Genomic DNA, 19,675 nt, shown 5'->3' with positions numbered 1-19,675 from the left:
GACGTTCGCGCCCGCTACGAGCCCACCCACGGCCCCACCACGCTGGAGGGTTCGTGGTTGAAGGAGCCGGTGCCCGCCGAGACCGCGACGCAGGCCGTGCCAGATGGCGAGCCGGAGCCGGTTCCTACGGTGGCGCCGGCTCCTCGGGAGCGGCTGGCAGGGCGCCTGATAACGAAGCCCGAGCCCGAGCCGTCCCCCACGCAGCACCGGCCGTTTCTCGTCGTGATCCAATGTCTGGCCCTGGCGGCAGTTGCTGCCGGGCTCGCCGCGCATCTTGTTTCTGCGGGTGTCTGGGGCAAGATCGCGGCAGGGCTCGCCTTGCTTCTTGGCGTGCTGGGCATCGGGCGAATCTGGGCCGCGCGCTGGGACGGCCTGCTTGCCGGCGCGTTGCTCTGTGTGTGCTCAGGCGGAGCGGCCCAGCTCCCGTCGCAGGAGCCGGTCGCCAGCGTGATCCTGCTCGCCTTGGCCTGCGGAGCCCTGGTGTTCGTGGTGGTGGGGCTGGTCCGTCGCTCCAGCCGCGAGTACTTCACGCGGTGACATGCCACAGCGCATCGTGGGAAGGGCAGAAGGCATGGCCGAGGTCCCCGCCCGCATTCGTGATGAAGCCGAACGCCTTCGCAAGCAGATTGAGCATCACAACCACTGTTACTACGTCCTGGATAGGCCTGAGGTCAGCGACGCCGAGTATGATCGGCTGTTCGACCGGCTGGCCAGGTTGGAGGCCGAGTATCCGGAGCTGGTCACGCCCGAGTCCCCGACCCAGCGCGTAGGCGGCCAACCGGTCGCGGCGTTCGGCACGGTGCGCCACACGATCCCGATGCTGAGCCTCGGCAAGGTGACCAGCGAGGGCGAACTGGCGGAATGGTGGAGACGAACGGCCGACGGCCTGGGTGGTGAACCGTTCGAGGTGGTGGCCGAACCGAAGCTGGATGGCTTGGCGGTCGAACTGGTCTACGAGGGCGGCCGCCTCGTGCTGGGCTCCACGCGCGGCGACGGCGAGACGGGCGAGGACGTCACGCAGAACCTCCGCACCATCAAGGCGATTCCTGTGGTTCTGCGCGAGGAGCGCGTGAAGCCTCCGGCCCGGATCGAGGTCCGCGGCGAAGTGTACATGGAGAAGCAACGCTTCGCCGAGCTGAACCGCCGCATCGAGGAGGCGGGCCAGGAGCCGTTCGCCAACCCGCGGAACGCGGCGGCGGGCTCGCTCCGCCAACTCGACCCGCGCATTACCGCCTCACGGCCCCTTCAGATCTTCCTCTATGGGATCGGCGGGCTGGAGGGCAGATCCTGCGAGACCTATGAGCAGGAACTCGATCTTCTCGAGGCGCTGGGGTTTCGCGTCGTCCAACCCAGGGCGACTTGTCGGACGCTCGACGAGGCCATCCGCTTCTGCCAGCGGATGGGGGAGGGTCGAGACGCATTCGCGTTTGAGATGGACGGCGTGGTGCTGAAGGTCAATCGCCTGGACCAACAGCGGCGGCTGGGCGAGCGGTCGCGGAGCCCGCGGTACTCGGTGGCCTACAAGTTCGCGCCGCGCCAGGCCACCACCATTGTGCGCGACATCGAAGTCCAGGTCGGCCGCACGGGCGCCCTCACGCCTGTTGCGCGGCTCGAGCCCGTCCGGGTCGGCGGCGTGGAGGTCGCCAACGCCACCCTCCACAATCAGGACGAGATTGATCGCAAGGATGTGCGAATCGGCGACACTGTGGTCGTGCAGCGTGCAGGAGACGTGATCCCCGAGGTCGTTGGCGTGGTGTTGGAGAAGCGCACGGGTTCCGAACGGAAGTTCCGGATGCCCGAGAACTGCCCGGTCTGCGGCGCGAGGGCCCAGAGGCCGGAGGGCGAGGTCGTGGCGCGGTGCATCAACTTCGGCTGCCCGGCGCAGGTGAAGGGGCGGATCGAGCACTTCGCCTCGCGCGCGGCGATGGACATCGAGGGCCTGGGGACCAAGCTTGTGGACCAACTGGTGGAGAAGGGGCTGGTGGCCAGCCCCGCCGACCTCTATGACCTGACCCAAGAGCAACTGGCGGGCCTCGAGCGAATGGGCGAGAAGTCGGCCCGCAATCTCCTCAACGCCATCGAGGCATCGAAGACGAGGCCCCTCGCGCGCTGCCTGTTCGCCCTGGGAATCCGGCATGTGGGCGAACACGTCGCCGACGTGCTCGCCCAGGAGTTCGGCTCGCTGGAGGCCCTCCTCGCTGCCGACGAGGCCCGCCTGGCCAGCACGCACGAGATCGGCCCGACGCTGGCCCGCTCGGTCCGTGAATTCCTCGACAACCCGAGCAATCTGGCCGCCATCGAGCGGCTGCGCCGAGCCGGAGTGCAGTTCCCGCCGCTGCCCAAGCGGATCGAACCGGCAACAAGCGCCTTTGCGGGCAAGACCTTCGTGTTCACAGGCGCCCTTCAGCACCTGACCAGGGAGGAGGCGGAGGCGCTGGTGCGCGAGAGGGGAGGGCGGGCAGCCTCGAGCGTGAGCAAGAAGACCGACTATGTGGTGGCCGGCGAAGCCGCCGGCTCCAAGCTGGCCAAGGCTCGCGACCTGGGCGTCACGGTGATCAGCGAAGACGAGTTCCGCAAGCTCCTGGCCAACGGCTAGCCAGGTCGGCCGGTTGAAGCTTCCCCTGCGGAACGAGCGACAGCACCGCGCGGTGTTTGCCTCTGGCCGCTCGGTCCATAGCATCCACAAACTCCACCGCAAGCCCGTCCAATCCGCCGGGCGATTTCCAACAGGTTATCCTCTCGCCACCCTCCGTGCGATCTCAGCCCAGGCCCACAGGCGCTGCGGCTCGTAGCAGACGGTGGAGATGTCCTTGAGGATCAGTTCGCAGGGGCAGCCGTGGCGCTGGCAGGCGGCCAGGGTGTCGCGCAGGTCCTTCTCCACGACCTCGGGTTGCCAGGTGGGCCCGGCCAGGAAGGCGGGGTTCGGCTTGCGGCTGAAGACGAAGTCGCGGCCAATCCGCTCGGCGCCCTTGTCCACATTCACCCACGGGCTCATCGAGATCTTGCGCACCTTGGGCAGCTTGCGGATCATGTCCACCTTCTCGTCCAGCGGCTCGCAGCAGCCGTAGTAGCAGAGGCCGAACTGCTGCGTCCAGCGCCGAGCGTAGTTGATCTCGAATTCCTCGTGCATGGCGGGCGAGACGGTGGAGAAAATCTGTGCCATGGCGTAGGTCCACAGGTCGGCCGGCCGTGGCCGGGCGGGGTCGAAGCCGCGGGCGGGCAGTTCATCGGTGTAGGCGCCCGTGCAGTGGATGGTGCCCTGGTGGTGGCCGAGCAGGCCCTGGGCCTCGAGCTGCGCGAGCATCGAGAGGCTGCACTCCGTCACCCGCGCGATGATCTGGTGCATGAACTCGGGGCGGAACGCCAGGTCCATGATCGTCTCCTCCGCCCCGTGCCAGCACACAATGCTGTCCCAGGGCGAGAAGACGGGGTAGGCGCCCTGCATGCGGACGCCCAGGATGCCGCCGAGGATGTCGTTCGCGCGCGTCTCGGTTTCGGCCGTGGCCTTCTCGTCGTGCCACACCTGGGGCATGCGGATCTTCTCGAGGTCGGCCTCGGTCTTGAGCTGGTCCTCGAATTGGTGGCCCACCACGTCGCTCTTGGGGTCGGTGACGGCGGTCTGTTCGACCACGCCGAGGCCGAAGCCCATGCCGCGGATGGCCTTGCCGAACTCCAGGAACGGCTCGACCACCATGTCGCCGCGCATGTGCCGCCACTGGTAGAGCGTGCGGCGGAGGCGGGTCTCGATGCCGCGGCAGAACGGGTCCGCCGTCCGCAGCGTCAGTTCGTCGTCCACGTTCATCTCGTGCCAGCACACCTGGTCAATCATCACCATGGGGCGAATGGGCTTCAGGGCGTTGAGCGCCTTGTGGGCCTGGATGGTCTCCTGCTGCACGGGCAGGGCCGCGATCTCGGCGACCTGTCGCGCGAGCGTCCTCAGCGTGTCGCGTTCCCTTCGGGTCATTGGGGCATGCTCCTCAGATGACACGGATAGACACGGACAGACACGGACAGACACGGACGGACACACACGTTGTCGCTCGTCACCGCGGGAGCTCGACGCGTTGGCCCGTCTCGGCGCTCTGGTAGGCGGCCTCGCAGATCTCGAGCACCCTCAAGGCGTCTTCGCCCGTGGTGACGAAGTCGCGTCCGGCCGCCAGGCTGGTGACCATGTCGCGCAGGAAATGCACGGCCAGTTGCGTGCCGCAGTAAGCCTTGGGCTCGGGCGTGTCGTGGTACTGGATCGTGCGCTCGGGGCAACGGGCCATGTCGCCGTGTACCGAGCGGATGCGCAGCGTGGGGTTCAGCCCGATAACGGGGGCCCACGTGGCGTCGCCCTCGCTGCCCCAGAGGCCGAACGAAGTGTCGTAGGCGTCCTTGAGCCCCTTCGGCATCACGTAGGCACAGTGCAGCGTGCCCACGATGCCGTCCTCAAGCTGGAACGAAACGCTCGCAACGTCCTCGACGTCGCTGGCCGACGTCGTGAGGCGCGAGGTCATGGCTGATACGGCCACCACCTCGCGCTGGAGGATGAAGCGCGCGATGTCAATGTAGTGGCAGCCCAGCCACAGCAGCACGCCGCCGCCCGACTTGTCGCGCTCGAAGAGCCAGGCGAACTGCTCGTCGCCGAGGCGCACTTCAGCCGAGGTGGTGACCATTCGCATGTCGAAGCAGAATGGCCGGCCGAACATCCCCGCCGCCACCCACGCCCGCAGTTGCCGCGCGATGGGGCTGTAGCGCCACATGTAGCCCGTGGCCATTCTCACCTGGTACTGCGCGCAGGCGTCCACAATGCGGCGCAGCGATTCGGCCGACCGCGCGCAGTGCTTGTCGAGCACGAACGGCACGCCATTCTCGGCGCACCGCAGCGCGGGGTCCTCCACCTCGTCGGCCCGCTGCATGATGAAGCACAACTGAGGCCGTTCGGCGTACAGCATGTCCTCGTAGCTGCCGTACACGAATTCGCAGGCCGCCTTGTCAATGCGCGCCATGTCGCTCTCGACCAGCGCGATGCGGCCCACCGTCTCGGGCATCAGCCGCAGCGTGTCGAGAAACATGAACGCGTGGGGCGCGGTGGTTCCAATGAACCCGATCCTCAATGGCTCCATCCTGTTCCTCCGTTCACGTGGCAGGCGGCGGCCCAGGCGACGGGGCAGAGCGTCGCCCCTGTCATTCCGAGCTCGTCGAGGGACCTCTCACGGGCTTGACGCCGCAATGCAGGACGATGCCCCTGTTGCAGCGGCAAGCCCCTGAAATGTCGTTCGAGCGGCTCACGATGACGTCGGAGAGGCGCCATCCTGTTCACCCAAGCTTCCTGGCCGTGCCGTGAAACGCCGCGAGGAACGGGTCCATCGCGGACGGGTCCCTGCATGCGGCTTCGGCCGCGGCCTTGCAGCCGCCCAGGCATGTCTCCTCGATGCGGCATCCGCGGCAGAAGCCGGGGCGCGCCGCCTTGAACTCACGCATCGCACGCCCCGTAGCCATCGCCTCGAACGGCACCGTGCGAATATTGCCCAGAATCGTCGGCGAGTGATTGCAGGGCCGCACATTGCCCAGCGGGTCGAGCGTGTAGTACGCCCGCTCGGTGCCCGCGGCGCAGAAGCCGAAGGTCAATCGCCGGTAGCGCCTAGTGTCGAGCAAGCAGGGCGGCATGGCGATGGAGCAGCTTATTGGAAAGTCGTATTCCTCGCAAATCCGCTCCGCGTCGTCGAGCGCCGCCTGAAGCTCCGCGGGCGTGGCTTGGAGCAAGGGCAGGTTCTCGATGCCGCGCCCGCCTGGATTGAAGCGGTTGAACATAATGCCGTCCACGCCGAGCGCGATGCCCAGTTCGGCCGTCTGGCGCCAGGCGGACAGGTTCAGCCGCGTCGCCACGAACACGCCGACCACCCGTTGGCGGCGGAGCTTGAGGTCGGCCACGGCGTTCGTCATCTTGTCGAACGCCCCGGGCGCCCCGCTCATCCTGTCGTGAATCGCCCGTTCGCACGACAGCAGCGGCACCTCGAAAACACCCACCTTGTCGGGCGACAGGCGGGCTATTGCCGCCTCATCGAGCAGCGAGGCGTTGGTGATGAAGTTGATCGCCACGCCCCGCTTCACCAGGAAATCCACAACCTCGTAGACGTCGCTCCGCAGCAGCGGCTCCCCGCCGCTCAGGGTCACGAGACTCGCCCCTGTCTCACCGAGCATCTTGCCCAACATCGCCAGCGTCTCGCCCGTGGGCAGTTCCCCCATCGGGTAGTCCACGGGGTTCTTCCACGCATTATAGCAATGCAGGCAGTCGTAGTTGCAGCGTTGGGTGAGCTCGAAGACAAGAGAGTCCTGACGCAATCCCCACCTCGCTGGCGCGGCATTCCGCCCCCTGCCGGAGGCATTGGAACCCGCCGTAGGGAGCGGCACCAATCTACTTCTAGTCGCCCATTGCCGCCTTGAGCTTGGCGACGAGGTCGGCCGCGGCTTTGCGAGTCTCCTCGGCTCTCTGGCGGTCGGGCTCGACGAGGCCTGCCAGCAGCTTCTCGTCGCCGAGCGTGGTGATGTCGCGTTCCACGGTGGCAATCACCTTTCCAATGACCTGCCGCGGGACCTTGCCGGCTGCGGCGAGCTTCTCGAGGAGCGGGAGGCGGTCGGCCAGGCGCTTCAGGCTGTCTTCGACGGGGCGGAAGGGCATCGGCGCGTAGCAGGTGGCCATCTTCATCTCGGTGGGGCGGTTCTCCTGGACCCCGCGCTCCAGGAGCGCGAGGTCCTGCTTGAGGAGGCCGGCCGCGGCGTCGCTGAGCGCGGCGCGCTGCTGGAGGGCCTCGACCCCTGCGACAGCGGCCTTGAGTGCGGCGAGGAGCTTCTCTTTGCCCGCGCGATCGAAGGGGTAGGGGCCGCGCTTGCCAGAAGCAACCTCGCTGGCCTCGCGCCAGGTGGTCTCGATGTGTTTCCATTCGGGCGTGTCCGGCAGGGGCACGTCGTTGGCCGCCGCCTGATCGGCCACGGGCCTCGGGACGCCCGCCCCGGAGTCGCAGCCGTAAGCGCCCAGGGCCGCGAGGACGGCCAAACCTGCGGTGACAAGGCGTCGGCGCCAGCGCGGGCCGCTGGTGGCAGCACGGTGAGTGTCAACGCCCCAGGCCACGAGCGCCCCGATGACGAGAAGGCCGGCCAGAGCGAGCAGAACGCCTGAGATACGCTGTGCCATCGGCTTGTGCTCCTGATCGCCTTGGTTAGGCTCCCCTGGAGCCATCTGGCTGCTTGGACGTTTCTCCGGAGTGGAGAGTTCCGCTCCGATGTATCAGGTGCGCGGCTCGATGCGCTCGATGCCGCGGACGTAAGGCCTCAGCGCGTCTGGAATCACGATGCTGCCATCGGCCTGCTGGTTGGCCTCGATGAGCGTGAGCACGAGGCGGGCGAAGGCCACGCCCGAGCCATTGAGGGTGTGGAGGAATCGCGGCTTCTGCCCCTTGTCGCGGAAGCGGATGCCCGCGCGGCGGGCCTGGAACTCCTCGAAGTTCGAGCACGACGAGACCTCGAGCCAGCGTTGGACGCCTGGTGCCCAGATCTCGAGGTCATAGGTCTTTGCGGAGGCGAAGCTGAGGTCGCCGCGGCACAGCTCGATGACGCGGTACTCGAGGCCGAGACGCTGGAGAACGGCTTCGGCATTGGCCGTGAGCGCCTCCAGTTCGTCGTAGGAGGTCTCGGGGCGGACGAACTTCACGAGTTCCACCTTGTCGAACTCGTGGACGCGGATGAGGCCGCGTGTGTCTTTGCCATACGAGCCGGCCTCGCGACGGAAACAGGGGGTGTAGGCGGTGTAGTAGATCGGCAGGCGGGAGCCGTCGAGGATCTCGTCTCTATGTATATTCGTGACAGGCACTTCCGCCGTCGGGATGAGGAAGAGGTCGTCGGCGTCGCAGCGGTACATGTCCTCTTCCATCTTCGGGAGTTGGCCGGTGCCGGTCATGGAGGCGCGGTTCACGAGCTTCGGGGGCCAGACCTCGGTGTAGCCGTGCTCGGTCGTGTGCAGGTCGAGCATGAAGTTCATCAGGCCGCGCACGAGGCGCGCGCCCAGGTTGGTGAAGAGCGCGAAACCGGCGCCCGAGAGTTTGGCGGCGCGCTCGAAGTCTATAATCCCCAATGCCTTAGCCAGTTCCCAGTGGGGCTTAGGCTCGAAATCGAACGAGCGCCGCTCGCCCCAGGTGCGGCGGACGACGTTGTGCTTCGCGGGGTCGTCGCCCGGTGGAACGGCATCGGAGGGGCAATTGGGGACGTAGAGGAGCAAGGCATCCAGCTTGGCCTGTAGCTCGCTCAGGGTTCCTTCCAGGCTCTTGATGTGGTCGGAGAGTTCGCCGAGGAGCTTGAAGGTCGCCGCCAGGTCCTCGCCGGCCTTCTTCTTGGGTGCGATGCTCTTGGAGGCGGCGTTGTGCTCGCTGCGGAGGTCCTCGACCTTGCGGAGCAGGTCGCGCCGCTCGGCGTCGAGGGCGAGGAGCTCGTCCACGTTGACGGCGGCTCGCTTGTCGCGGCAGGCGGCGCGGACGGCGTCGGGGTTCTCGCGGATGTAGTCGAGGGAAAGCATCGTGAGGGTTCCTTGGGGTTCAGGCCAGATGCGATTGGAACCAGGCCACGGTCTCGCGCAGCCCCTTCTTGAAGGAGTAGTGCGGCCTGTAGCCGAGGAGGCGCCGGGCCTCGGTGATGCTGGCTTGCGAGTGCTTCACGTCGCCGCGTCGGGCGGGCTCGTAGATCGGCTCGATGGCGGAGCCGAGGATCTGGTTGAGCAGCGCCACGAGCTCATTGAGGGTATAGCGCTTGCCGCAGGCGACGTTTACCGTCTTGCCCACTGCCCTGGGCGCGGTGGCGGCCAGCAGGTTCGCACTCACACAGTCCGCAATGTAGGTGAAGTCGCGCGACTGCTCGCCGTCGCCATAGATCACGGGGCGCTCGCCCCGCAGCATGGCCACGATGAAACGCGGGATCACGGCGGCGTAGACGGACGCGGGGTCCTGGCGGGGACCGTAGATGTTGAAGTATCGGAGGCAGACCGTTTCAAGGCCGTAGCAGGCGGCGAATGCCTGGCAGTAGTACTCGGCGGCGAGCTTCGAGACGGCATAGGGGGACAGGGGGCTGGGGGCCATCGTCTCGACCTTGGGCAAGGCGGGCTGGTCGCCGTAGGCCGAGGACGACGCAGCGTAGACCAGCCTCCTGACGCCGGCGTCGCGCGCCGCCGCGAGCAGCCGCACGGTGCCGGTCACGTTGGCCTCGTGCGTGCCGAGGGGGTCCTCGACGGAGCGAGGCACGGAGGCGAGGGCGGCCTCGTGAAAGACGTACTCGACGCCCCTCACGGCTTCGCGGAGGAGGGCGATGTCGGCGACGTCGCCCTCGAACAGCGTGATTCGGCCCGCAAGGTCGGCGAGATTCTCGCGCTTGCCCGTTGAGAAGTTGTCGAGCACGCGCACCGTGTCGCCGCGTTCGAGGAGAGCGCGGGCAAGGCTCGAGCCGATAAAGCCCGCGCCGCCTGTGATCAGACAGGTCGCCAAGCCGGGTCACTCCTGGTGCGCCATGCGCGCGCGTGACGGACGGGGTTCGCAGAGTTGATTCATTATAGTAGTGGGCAAGGAGGCTTGCAAATGTCGGGGGATTCCGCTTTGCTGGGTTCGGCACTGAGAGCAGGAGCACGTCGTGCGCGAGCTGAACCGCGATCTTGCGTGCGACGCGGTGCTGTTGGACGCCGCGGGCACGCTGTTCGTGCCACAGCCGTCGGTGGGTGCGGTGTACGCCACTGTGGCGCGGGAGCACGGCCTCCGCGCCGAGGCTGCCGCACTGGAGGCCGGGTTCCGGGCCGCGTGGCGCGAGCGCGCGCCCGTGCGATTCGCGGGCACCGGCGGCCTGGAGACGTCCGACGCGATGGAGAGGGCCTGGTGGCGGGGCACAGTGCGGCGCACGTTCGAGCTGGCGGGCCTGGCACCGCCCGGAGAAGCGTGCTTTCATGCCCTGTTCGAGCGATTCGCGGAGCCCGGGAACTGGCGTCTCTTCCCCGATGCCTTGCCGGGCCTCCGCGGCCTCCGCGAGGCCGGCCTTCGCCTGGGCATCGTGTCGAACTTCGACTCCCGCCTCGCGCGCATCTGCGAGGGCTTGGGGCTGTCGAACGCAACTGATTTCGTGCTCGCCTCGGCGGAGGCCGGCTTTGCCAAGCCGTCGCGCCGCATCTTCGACGCCGCAGTGGAACTGGCCGGCGCCGCCGCGAGTCGGGTGCTGATGATCGGGGACTCGCCCGAGGAGGATGTCGCAGGCGCGCGGGCGGCCGGGTGTCGCGCCCTGCTCCTCGACCGAAGCGGCTCGCGCACCGGGCGCGACGTGATCAAGTCGCTGGCCGAGGTCCTGCCTCGATTGCAATCGGGCGCCCCTTTGATATAATGTGGCCACCCGCTGCAACCCCAGGAGCAAGCGATGGCGACGATCCTGCTGCACGAGAGAGTGTCCCAGGCCTGGTTTGACGCCCTGGCGGCGTTCCTGCGAGAGCATCAGCCGGAGGGGCTGCCGCTCGAGCTTGCCCAGTGCGACGACGGGGAGCCCGAGGCGGCCGGGAAGCTGCTCGAGACGGCTCACGTGCTTGTCACGGGCCTCAGCGGCGCGCGGCGACCGCTGACGCGCGAGACGCTGGAGAAGGCGCGTGAACTGCGCCTGGTGCTCAAAGTCGGCAGCCGCACGGCGGGAGTGGACCTCGCGGCCGCGCGCGAGGCCGGCGTGCACGTGAGCCTGTGTCCGGCGCCCGCTCACACGGCGTGCGCGGAGCACACCATCCTGCTCCTGCTCGCGCTGGCCAAGAAGCTCATCCCTGCCCATCAGAGGGTCGTGCGACGCCCGCTCAAGGAGGCCGGCCCCGCGCCGCGCAAGGCGGCCGACGGCGCCTATGCCTATAACTGGGCGGGGCTCGACGGCATCGGCCTTGTGCACAACAAGACCCTCGGATTCATCGGCATGGGCGATGTGGCCATCGAGACCGCCCACTGCGCCGCGGCGTTTGGCATGAAGCTCGTGTACTACGACAAGGAGCGCCTCTCGGAGGAGGAAGAGGCCGAGATGGGCCTCGGGCGCCGCGAGCTTGACGACCTGCTGCGCGAGGCCGACTTCGTGTCGCTTCACGCCGCGCTCACGCCCGAGACCGCGAACCTGGTCAACGCCGACCGGCTGGCCCTCATGAAGCCCACGGCGTTCCTCGTCAACACCGCGCGCGGCGGGCTGGTGGACGAGGCGGCCCTGGCCGACGCCCTGCGCGAAGGCCGCCTCGGCGGCGCGGCCATAGACGCCTGGGCCGTCGAGCCGACGCCCAGGGACAACCCGCTGCTCAAGCTCGACAACGTCGTGGCCACCCCGCACGTCGCGGCCGGCACGCTCTCGAAGACGGCCCTCTTCGAGGCGATCCTGCCCGACATCCTGGCCGCCCTGCGGGGCGAGTGCCCGGAACACTCGTGCACGCCCGAGCTGGACCCGAAGCCGGCCGTGCCGCTCCAGCCGCCTGCTCCCAAGGCCGGTCCCGAGGCCGGGGCGCCTGAGGCGCCCCCGGCCGCCGAGGCCCCGCAGAGCGGCGAGGCGGCGCCCGAGCAAACAGAGGGGGGAGCGGCGGAGAAGGGCCCTAGCGAGGGTGCCTGAGCGCGAGCATGCGGCGCGCGGCGTCGGCAACGGCCTCCACCGACAGAGCGGCGAACCCACCCGCCCCCGGTCCGCCCAGCGCCCTCACGTCGGCCCCCAGCGGAGCCCATACGGCCGGGTCCGTGGGGCCGAAGAGCGCTACCGTGGGCGCCCCGACCGCGGCGGCCAGGTGCGTCACGCCCGAGTCGTTCCCCACGTAGGCCGAGCAACTCGCGAGCAGACCGGCAAGTGTGGTCAGGGGGAGGTTCTCGGCCATAACCCCCAGCCGCCGGCCCGCTTCGCGCGCCTCGTCATCCGCCTGCTCGGCAGGGCCGAGGAGCCAGACGATCGGCAGCGCCAACGCAGGCGCCAAGGCCGCGAAGCGCTCGACGGGCCACCGCTTGGCGCGCCCGCCGCTGCCGGGGTGGATGGCCGCGAAGGCGCCGCTCAGCCCTTGGGAGCCCAGCCAGGCGCGCGCGGCATCCAGCCACGCCGTTCGGGGCGGCAGCGAAGGCGCGCGGCACGCCGCTCCCAGCCCCGCTGTCTCGATCGCCCCGAGCAGATGGGCAACCATGTGGGCGCCGGCCGGCGGACGGGATGGCCACTGGACCACGCGGCGCACGCCGCTGCGACGGAGGCTGGCCGCCAGAGACGAATCGCCGCTGCCATAGGCGATGGCGAGATCGAAGCCAGCGAACAGGCTGCACGAGCCCCCATCGGCGAAGAGACCGAGCAGCCGCACATCATCGAAGGCAACATGTGCCGCCGCCAGCCCGCAGTCGGCGGCGAGGGCGAACACGGCGTGCCCCACAGCCGTCACCGCGGCTCCTGTTGCTGACAGCGACTCGAGGACGGGCAAGGTCAGAACTGCGTCGCCCAGAGCCCCAGGGCGCAGCACGGCGATGCGTGACGTGCTCATTCGCTTGAAGATAGCCAGGCCGCCCACGCAACGCAAGCCCCCCTGTGGGCATCGGGGTGCGGGCCGGAATCGTAGGTGGTTTCTGATGGGAGAGTCCCCGGAACAGGGGAAGGCCCGAGGCAGAGGTAGCCGCGAGCGTTCCACTTGCGGCTCCCTTCATCCGTTCGACAAGCGGGACGCTTGTCGCTACGGGAATCCGCAGCAGAAGCTACCTACAGAGATGGCCCACACCCCGCGGGCATCTTCGTCCGCCGGTTGACTTGGCTCGCGGGATTTGCTACCGTTGCCTGGGGCGAGGGGCGGCGGAGCCTATGAACGCGATAGCGATGACCCGATGGCTGACGGCAGCGACAGCGTGTCTGGCGGCGGGCGCGACCGCACTCGCCGCTGAGACCTGGGGCCAGTACGCCGCCTGGCAGGCGCGCCGCACGGTCTCCATTCCAGCCCCCGAAGCCAAGCAGCCGAAACTTCCCGACCTCGACTGTGTGTTCGTCAGCTTCCCGACGGCGGAGTTCCTCCAACCCGACGGGGCCGACCTGCGGGTGGAGATCGGCGGCAAGCCGGCGCCCTTCAAGATCGTGGACATCGGTTTCGGCGGCTACGTGAGCCTGGTGGCCGGCATCGCGACGCCCTCCGACACCATGCACATCTACTACGGCAACCCCGCGGCCAAGCCCGTCGCCAGCGACTGGGAGCCGCAGCGCGGCGTGTGGCTCGAGACGCGCCCCTTCAAGGGCGGCGAGGTCAAGACCCTGGCGCAGGCCCGTGACGCGTGGGCCAAGGCCCTGCCCGCCTACGGCGCCGCGCCCGTCCAACAGATCTTCCACGGCCTCAACCTCTTCGGCCCCTCCGACAACTACATGAGCCTCTACAAGGGCTGGCTCGCCCTCGACAAGGAGACGCAGATCACGTTCGCCATCGTGGTGGACGATCTGGGCCTTCTGCTCGTGGACGGCGCCCCCGCGGCCTCGTGGACGCAGCTGGGCGGCACCCCGCGCGACCAGCACGTGGCCAGCGAGCCGCTCACGCTCAAGGCCGGCCTGCACGCGATCACCCTGGTGCACATCGAGGCTTCCGGCGCCCAGGCGGCCGGCGTGGCCTGGTGGATGCCCGGCATGCAGCGCGGGCAGAAGTTCCTCCACTTCCAGATCATCCCGCCCCAGGCTTTCGCCCCGCTGCGTTACGGCAAACTGGTGGATTACGAGGTGCGCGGCCAGGCCCTGAGCGCCGACTTCTCGTACTCCAACGAAGGCGATGCCTTGCTCGACGATGGCAAGATGCTCGTGCGCTTCGCGTTCAAAGACACCAGCCGGCCCGCCAACCGGGCGCTCCTGTGCCAGCCGTCGTGGGACTTCGGCGACGGCACGACGAGCACCGCGCGCGACCCGAGCCACGTGTACCTGCGGCCCGGCGACTACACGGTGACCCTCACCCTCCAGAGCCAGAACGCCGCCTACACGGTGCGCCAGAAGGTCCGCGCCGGCCCCGCCTACGCCCGGGCCGCTGCCGGCCACTGGGACAAGGTGGCCGACTACCAGCCGATTCTCCAGGATTACCAGTTCGACAAGATGGCGACTCCGGACCTCCTCGCCGCCGTGCAGGCCGCCGCCGAACTGGAGGACCCTGCTCTCATCGTGGCCGCCGGGCGGCCGCTGGTCGAGCGCGGCGGCGAACTCGACGACGCGGCCTTCGTGCAGCACTGCCTGCTCGTGGGCCGCCACGTGCGCGACCTGAAACTCAAGGACGCCGAGAAGGCCGACCCCCAGGCCGTCGAACGGAACGCCCGCGAGCGCGCCGAGGAGGCCCTCCGCATCTTCGACGCTGCCGAGAAGCGCGCCAAGGACGTGGCGTTTCGCGCGCGCCTCTCGAACGAGAAGGGCGACATCTACTATTACTATCTCAACGACCTCGAGCAGGCGGAGAAGGCCTATACGAGAACCCTCACCCAGCATGCCCAGGCCGCCGACGCCCAGGTGCGACTCGCCCAGATCCGCCTCGGCGACGTCTACCGCACCAAGGGCGACGCGCCCGCCGCCCTCAAAGCCTATGAGCGCGCCGCCGACATGCCCATCCACGACCGCACCGAGGGGGTCCAGGCCGCCCGCCGGGGCTCCTTCCCCCGCACCGTGGAGGACTACACCAGCCGCAAGCTCTACAAGGAGGCCCACGAGGCGCTCGACGAGTGGGACTGGGAATTCCCGACCGATCGGCTGGTGGGCTACTCGTCGCTGCTGCGCGCCCGCCTCGCGGCCGCTGAGGGCAACCAGAAGGAGGCCGTGAAGCAGGCCGAGGAACTCGTGCGGGGCAACAAGGAGAGCGAGTACGCCGACGACCTGCTGCTCTTCCTCACTGACCTCTACCTGGGCGACGGGCAGCTCGACAAAGCCCTCGATGCCGCCTCCCGGCTCCTCGCCGGCTACCCGGCCTCCGAGCTCCAGGGCCAGGCCCGCCTGAGGCGCGCCCAAATCCTCTTCCAGCAGGCCAAGCACGACGAGGCCGCCAAGGAGGGGCTCGACCTGGCCGCCGCCGACCCCGACGGCCCCAACGCCCCCAAAGCCCTGCTCCTCGCCGCGAAGGCCCAGGCCGCCGCCAAGAAGCGCGAGGAGGCGATCAAGACCCTCGAACGCCTCGCCCAGAAGCACCCCACCACCCCAGAGGCCGCCGACGGCCTCAAGATGCTCAAGGAGCTGCGACCCCGGTGAGCCGCCACGCCGAACGCCTCGACCGCTTCCGCCACCTCGTGCGCCAGGAGAAGCTCGACGCCTTCCTGGTCGCCGACACGGCCAACGTGACCTACCTCTCGGGCTTCCGCGGCGACAGCTCGTATCTCCTGGTCGGCCGCAAACGGGCCTGGCTCATCACCGACGGCCGCTACACCGAGCAGGCCGCCGCCGAAGCCCCCGACTGCGAGGTCGTGCGCCACACCGTCTCCCTCGTGAAGTCCGCCGCCAGCCTGGCCACGTCCGCCCGCGTCAAGTCGCTCGGCTTCGAGCCGAACGTCCTCACCGTGGCCACCCACGGCGACCTGGCCAAAGAACTCAAGCGCGCGAAGACGGTGCCGACGAAGGGACTCGTCGAGAAGCTGCGGCAGGTGAAGGACCAGGCCGAGCTCGCCGCGATCCGCGGTGCCGCGGCCCTGGCCGACGCCTCGTTTCAGGCCGTCCGCTCGCGCCTCGCCGCGGGCCGCACCGAGGCCGACGTGGCCCTGGACCTTGAGCAGGAGATGCGGCGCCGCGGCGCGCAGCGAAGCTCGTTCGAGGCCATCGTCGCCGCCCGCCGCCGCAGTTCGCTGCCCCACGCGCAGCCCACGCGCGCCGTCATTCGGGCGGGCAATGCCGTCCTGATAGACTGGGGCGCGCAGCGCAACCTCTATTGCTCCGACTGCACCCGCGTGCTCTTCCTCGGCCCTCCGAGCGCGCGCTGGCGCAAGGTCTATGAGGTCGTGCGCGCGGCCCAGGAGATGGCCATCGCCGCCATTCGCCCCGGCGTGCCCTGCCGCGAGGTGGACGCCGCGGCCCGCAAGCACATCGAGGCGGCCGGCTACGGCGACGCCTTCAAGCACGGCCTGGGCCACGGCGTCGGCCTGCGCGTCCACGAGAGCCCCAGCCTCAGCGCCCGCTCCGAGGACACCCTGGCCGAGGGAATGGTCGTCACCGTCGAGCCCGGCATCTACCTGGATGGGTGGGGCGGAGTGCGCATCGAGGACCTGGTCCACGTGCGCCGGGACGGCGCCGAGCTTCTCTCGTCCTTGCCGAAATCGCTCGAAGCTGCTATCCTATAGGGCGAGCCGTCGGGGCGTAGGGCGTGCGAGTTCAGCACCTTGTCTCCAGGAGGTAATGTCTGCCGTGCCGATCATCACGACCAACGACCTGAAGAACGGGATGACGATCATCTACAACGGGAAGCTGTACCAGGTCGTCTACTTCCAGCACATCAAGCCCGGCAAAGGCCACGCCTTCGTGCGCACGCGGCTCAAGGATGTGCAGACAGGCCAGGTGATCGAGCCGACGTTCGCCTCGAAAGAGCGGATCGAGCAGGCCTACATCGAAAAGCGCGCCATGGAGTACCTGTACCGCGAGGGCGACCACTATGTGCTGATGGACCCCGAGAACTTCGAGCAGTTGCCCGTCAGCCCGGAAGCCTTCGGCGGCAAGGACAAGTATCTCAAGGAAAACATGGAGGTCCTCGTCTCGTTCCACGACAACGCCGTGATCGAAGTGCAGGTGCCGGACAGCGTCGTGCTCAAGGTGATTGACACGCCCCCCGGCGTGCGCGGCGACACCGTGAGCGGCGCGACCAAGCCGGCCACGCTGGAGACCGGCGTCACCATCCAGGTGCCGCTGTTCGTCGAGCAGGGCGGGAGCGTGCGGGTGGACACGCGCACCGGCCTTTACCTCGAACGCGCCTAGCGCCGCCCGCCGCCGGGCGCCCGTGCCGCGCGAGACGGGAGCACACAGATGGACTTCGAGAAGATCCGCGAACTGGTCGAGAAGCTCACCGGCCTGATGGATGCCCGGAAGCTCGACGAACTGGAGATCGAGGTGGACGACCTGAAGGTGGCGCTCCGGCGGGGCCGCGGCCGGGAGGTTGCGCCCGTGGCCACGGTGGCCGTTCCGTCGCCCGCCGCGCCGTCCGACGCCCCCAAGCCCGGCACCCCGCCCAAGCCCCTCGCGGACGGCGTCCACGTTGTCAAGTCGCCAATGGTCGGCATCCTGTACCGCGCGCCGTCGCCCGAAGCCGAGCCGTACGTCGAGGTCGGCGACGAAGTCAAGCCCGACACCGTGCTGTGCATCATCGAAGCCATGAAGGTCATGAACGAGCTCAAGGCCGAGGTCGAAGGCGTCGTCCAATCCATCGAGGCCGAGAACGGCCGCACCGTGGAATATGGCCAGCCGCTCTTCGTCATCGCCCCGAAGAGAGGCTGACCGCTCTCGCCGCTAGGAGCCCGTGGTCGTGTTCTCGCGAATCCTGATCGCCTCGCGTGGTGAGATCGCCCTCCGGGTCATCCGAGCCTGCAAGGAACTCGGCATCCAGACCGTGTGCGTCTACTCCGAGGCCGACGCCGGCGCGCTCTACCTGAACCAGGCCGACCACAAGATCTGCATCGGCCCCGGCGAAAGCTCGCAGAGCTACCTGAACATCCCCCACATCATCGCCGCCGCCGAAGTGGCCGACGCCGACGCCATCCACCCCGGCTACGGCTTTCTCTCCGAAGTCGCCCACTTCGCCGAAGTCTGCCGCGACTGCCACCTCACCTTCATCGGCCCTTCGGTCGAAACCCTCCAGCTCATGGGCAACAAGGCCTCCGCTCGCCAACTCGCCAAGAAATGCGGCGTGCCCATCGTCCCCGGCAGCGAAGGCCCCATCGAGACAGATGACCAGGCGCGCGACGTGGCACGCCAGGTCGGCTTCCCCGTCATGATCAAGGCCGCGCGCGGCGGCGGGGGGCGCGGCATGCGCCGCGCCAACAACGAGATCGCCCTGATGAACCACGTGGCCGTCGCCCGCTCCGAGGCCGAGGCCGCCTTCGGAAACCCCGCCGTCTACATCGAAAAGGTCATCGAACGCGCCCGACACGTCGAAGTCCAGATCCTCGCCGACTCCACCGGCCGAGTCGTCCACCTCGGCGAGCGCGATTGCAGCCTCCAGCGCCGCCACCAGAAGCTCGTCGAGGAAGCCCCCTGTCCCATCATCACCCCCAAGCTCCGCCGCCGCCTCGGCGACGACGCCGTCCGCATCGCCACCGCCGCCAAATACTGCTGCGCCGGAACCGTCGAGTTCCTGGTCGACCCCGACGGCAACCACTACTTCATCGAGATGAACTGCCGCATCCAGGTCGAGCACCCCATCACCGAGATGGTCACCGGCATAGACATCGTCCGCGAGCAGATCCAGGCGGCCGCGGGCAAGAAGCTCAGCTTCCGCCAGGAGGACGTGAAGATTCAGGGCGCGGCCATCGAATGCCGCATCAACGCCGAAGACCCCGCCAACAACTTCAAGCCCTGCCCTGGCCTCATCACCAAGCTCTACTGGCCCGGCGGGCCCGGCGTCCGGGTAGACAGCCACGCCTACGCCGGCTACCGCATTCCGCCGAACTACGACTCCCTCATCGCCAAGCTCATCGTGCACCGCCGCACCCGCGAGGAGGCGCGACTGTGCATGCGCCGCGCCCTCGAGGAAGTCGTCGTCGAAGGAGTCAAGACCACCGTCCCCCTCTACCTCGAGGTCTTCGGCCACAGCGCCTTCGTCAGCGGACGAGTGGACACCTCATTCATCGAGAACCTCGAACGGGAACACTGACAGGAAGGGAGCCCGCGCATGAGCATCAAGCCGCTCCGCCGCATCGCAAACTGGATCGACTTCGCGGCCAGCATCCTCGGCGCCGCCTTCATCCTCACCATCACGCTCGACCTCTGGCGCCAGCGCCTCGACCCCCTCCTGGCCAACTACCGCGTCCTCCGCTCCCACCGAATCACCATCACCGCCGCCGCCCTCACCCTGGCCATCTTGCTCATTGTCGGAGCCGTCCTGCGCGCCGTCCAGATCGTCACCGCCTGCACCGAAGGCCGCTACCTCCTCTTCGACACCCCCAGCGGCCCCGTCGCCTTCCGCGCCTCGAGCGTCGAGCAAGCCATCACGCGAACGGTGAACGCCATGGACGAAGTGGCCGACGCCGCCCTCGAACTCGTCCTCCCCAAGGGCGCCAAGGTGCCGTCCGAGGCCAGACTCCGGTGCCGCCTCTTCGACCGCCCGAATCTCCTCGCCATCCAGGACCAGGTGCGTGCCACCGTGAGCGACCGCTATCTCGAAATGTTCCCAGGGCAGGAAGCCCTCCCCGTGCGCATCAGCGTCGAGCGGATCGTCTTCGAAACGCCCGGCCCCAAGGCCGTCCCGCCCGCCGAGGGCCAGCCTGCCGCCGAAGGCAGCGGCGAGCCGCTCGCCTTCCGCCCACAGTACCCCGTGGGCGACTGAGCCAGGCCACCCTTGCCGCCCCCCTCCCGAAGGCTCCAATACCCTCGGGAGGGTAACCCCAACCCCCAACCTCCCGCGGGTTGCCAACCCGCGGGAGGTCAGACCCAATTGTCAAAGAACCGGTACGACGGCCTGTCGCTACTCGTTTGGCTATCCTTTCGCCGGCCGCCTCCGAGCCGCACG

Annotated in this window: 17 protein-coding genes; 10 read left to right on the top strand and 7 right to left on the bottom strand. The window is 68.6% G+C overall.

Annotated features, from left to right (window positions below; translation table 11 throughout):
- Positions 1-57 precede the first annotated feature (57 nt).
- Both PLE19_15155 and ligA read left to right on the top strand, forming a co-directional pair.
- Positions 58-537 carry a hypothetical protein gene (locus PLE19_15155; GenBank protein HPD16289.1) on the top strand — a complete coding sequence of 160 codons (480 nt, stop codon included), beginning with the start codon at positions 58-60 and terminating at the stop codon, positions 535-537.
- 34 nt (positions 538-571) lie between these two features.
- Positions 572-2,596 carry an NAD-dependent DNA ligase LigA gene (ligA, locus tag PLE19_15150; GenBank protein HPD16288.1) on the top strand — a complete coding sequence of 675 codons (2,025 nt, stop codon included), beginning with the start codon at positions 572-574 and terminating at the stop codon, positions 2,594-2,596.
- A 135-nt stretch (positions 2,597-2,731) separates the two neighbouring features.
- Here the strand turns inward: ligA and PLE19_15145 are convergent, their stop codons facing one another.
- The 6 genes from PLE19_15145 to PLE19_15120 form a co-directional block, all read right to left on the bottom strand.
- Positions 2,732-3,964 carry a hypothetical protein gene (locus tag PLE19_15145; GenBank protein ID HPD16287.1) on the bottom strand — a complete coding sequence of 411 codons (1,233 nt, stop codon included), beginning with the start codon at positions 3,962-3,964 and terminating at the stop codon, positions 2,732-2,734.
- 79 nt (positions 3,965-4,043) lie between these two features.
- Complete coding sequence (locus tag PLE19_15140; protein HPD16286.1) at positions 4,044-5,108, bottom strand: Gfo/Idh/MocA family oxidoreductase; 1,065 nt, start codon at positions 5,106-5,108, stop codon at positions 4,044-4,046.
- 193 nt (positions 5,109-5,301) lie between these two features.
- The gene (locus tag PLE19_15135) at positions 5,302-6,327 is read right to left on the bottom strand and encodes a radical SAM protein (GenBank protein ID HPD16285.1); all 1,026 of its coding nucleotides are present in this window, start codon (positions 6,325-6,327) and stop codon (positions 5,302-5,304) included.
- 79 nt (positions 6,328-6,406) lie between these two features.
- Positions 6,407-7,177: a hypothetical protein gene (locus PLE19_15130; protein ID HPD16284.1), complete on the bottom strand. Its 771-nt coding sequence runs from the start codon at positions 7,175-7,177 to the stop codon at positions 6,407-6,409.
- Between the two features lie 93 nt (positions 7,178-7,270).
- The gene (gene serS, locus PLE19_15125; GenBank protein ID HPD16283.1) at positions 7,271-8,551 is read right to left on the bottom strand and encodes a serine--tRNA ligase; all 1,281 of its coding nucleotides are present in this window, start codon (positions 8,549-8,551) and stop codon (positions 7,271-7,273) included.
- A gap of 19 nt (positions 8,552-8,570) precedes the next feature.
- Positions 8,571-9,509 (bottom strand): SDR family oxidoreductase, encoded by a 939-nt coding sequence (locus PLE19_15120; GenBank protein ID HPD16282.1) that lies wholly within the window; start codon positions 9,507-9,509, stop codon positions 8,571-8,573.
- 142 nt (positions 9,510-9,651) lie between these two features.
- Between PLE19_15120 and PLE19_15115 the strand changes: the two genes are divergently transcribed.
- Entirely contained in the window at positions 9,652-10,386 is a 735-nt protein-coding gene (locus PLE19_15115; GenBank protein ID HPD16281.1) for an HAD-IA family hydrolase, read from the top strand.
- Between the two features lie 33 nt (positions 10,387-10,419).
- Positions 10,420-11,622 (top strand): NAD(P)-dependent oxidoreductase, encoded by a 1,203-nt coding sequence (locus PLE19_15110; GenBank protein HPD16280.1) that lies wholly within the window; start codon positions 10,420-10,422, stop codon positions 11,620-11,622.
- On the opposite strand, the gene PLE19_15105 is transcribed toward PLE19_15110, so the two are convergent.
- Entirely contained in the window at positions 11,606-12,547 is a 942-nt protein-coding gene (locus PLE19_15105; protein ID HPD16279.1) for a glycosyltransferase family 9 protein, read from the bottom strand. The genes PLE19_15110 and PLE19_15105 overlap by 17 nt on opposite strands.
- A gap of 299 nt (positions 12,548-12,846) precedes the next feature.
- On the opposite strand from PLE19_15105, the gene PLE19_15100 reads away from it, so the two are divergent.
- The 6 genes from PLE19_15100 to PLE19_15075 all read left to right on the top strand — a co-directional run bounded on the left by PLE19_15100 (position 12,847) and on the right by PLE19_15075 (position 19,492).
- Positions 12,847-15,222 carry a PKD domain-containing protein gene (locus tag PLE19_15100; GenBank protein HPD16278.1) on the top strand — a complete coding sequence of 792 codons (2,376 nt, stop codon included), beginning with the start codon at positions 12,847-12,849 and terminating at the stop codon, positions 15,220-15,222.
- Positions 15,219-16,301: a Xaa-Pro peptidase family protein gene (locus tag PLE19_15095; GenBank protein ID HPD16277.1), complete on the top strand. Its 1,083-nt coding sequence runs from the start codon at positions 15,219-15,221 to the stop codon at positions 16,299-16,301. Before PLE19_15100 ends, PLE19_15095 begins: the two co-directional genes overlap by 4 nt.
- A 70-nt stretch (positions 16,302-16,371) precedes the next feature.
- Positions 16,372-16,929 carry an elongation factor P gene (gene efp, locus PLE19_15090; protein ID HPD16276.1) on the top strand — a complete coding sequence of 186 codons (558 nt, stop codon included), beginning with the start codon at positions 16,372-16,374 and terminating at the stop codon, positions 16,927-16,929.
- A 48-nt stretch (positions 16,930-16,977) separates the two neighbouring features.
- Positions 16,978-17,445 (top strand): acetyl-CoA carboxylase biotin carboxyl carrier protein, encoded by a 468-nt coding sequence (accB, locus tag PLE19_15085; GenBank protein ID HPD16275.1) that lies wholly within the window; start codon positions 16,978-16,980, stop codon positions 17,443-17,445.
- Between the two features lie 28 nt (positions 17,446-17,473).
- Positions 17,474-18,820 carry an acetyl-CoA carboxylase biotin carboxylase subunit gene (accC, locus tag PLE19_15080; GenBank protein ID HPD16274.1) on the top strand — a complete coding sequence of 449 codons (1,347 nt, stop codon included), beginning with the start codon at positions 17,474-17,476 and terminating at the stop codon, positions 18,818-18,820.
- A gap of 18 nt (positions 18,821-18,838) precedes the next feature.
- Entirely contained in the window at positions 18,839-19,492 is a 654-nt protein-coding gene (locus tag PLE19_15075) for a hypothetical protein (GenBank protein ID HPD16273.1), read from the top strand.
- Positions 19,493-19,675: the final 183 nt, after the last annotated feature.

The sequence above is a fragment of the Planctomycetota bacterium genome, from assembly GCA_035384565.1.
GTDB lineage: Bacteria > Planctomycetota > PUPC01 > DSUN01 > DSUN01 > DAOOIT01.
The sequence above is the reverse complement of the archived record's forward strand: the minus strand, read 5'-3'. Positions and strand labels throughout refer to the sequence as shown.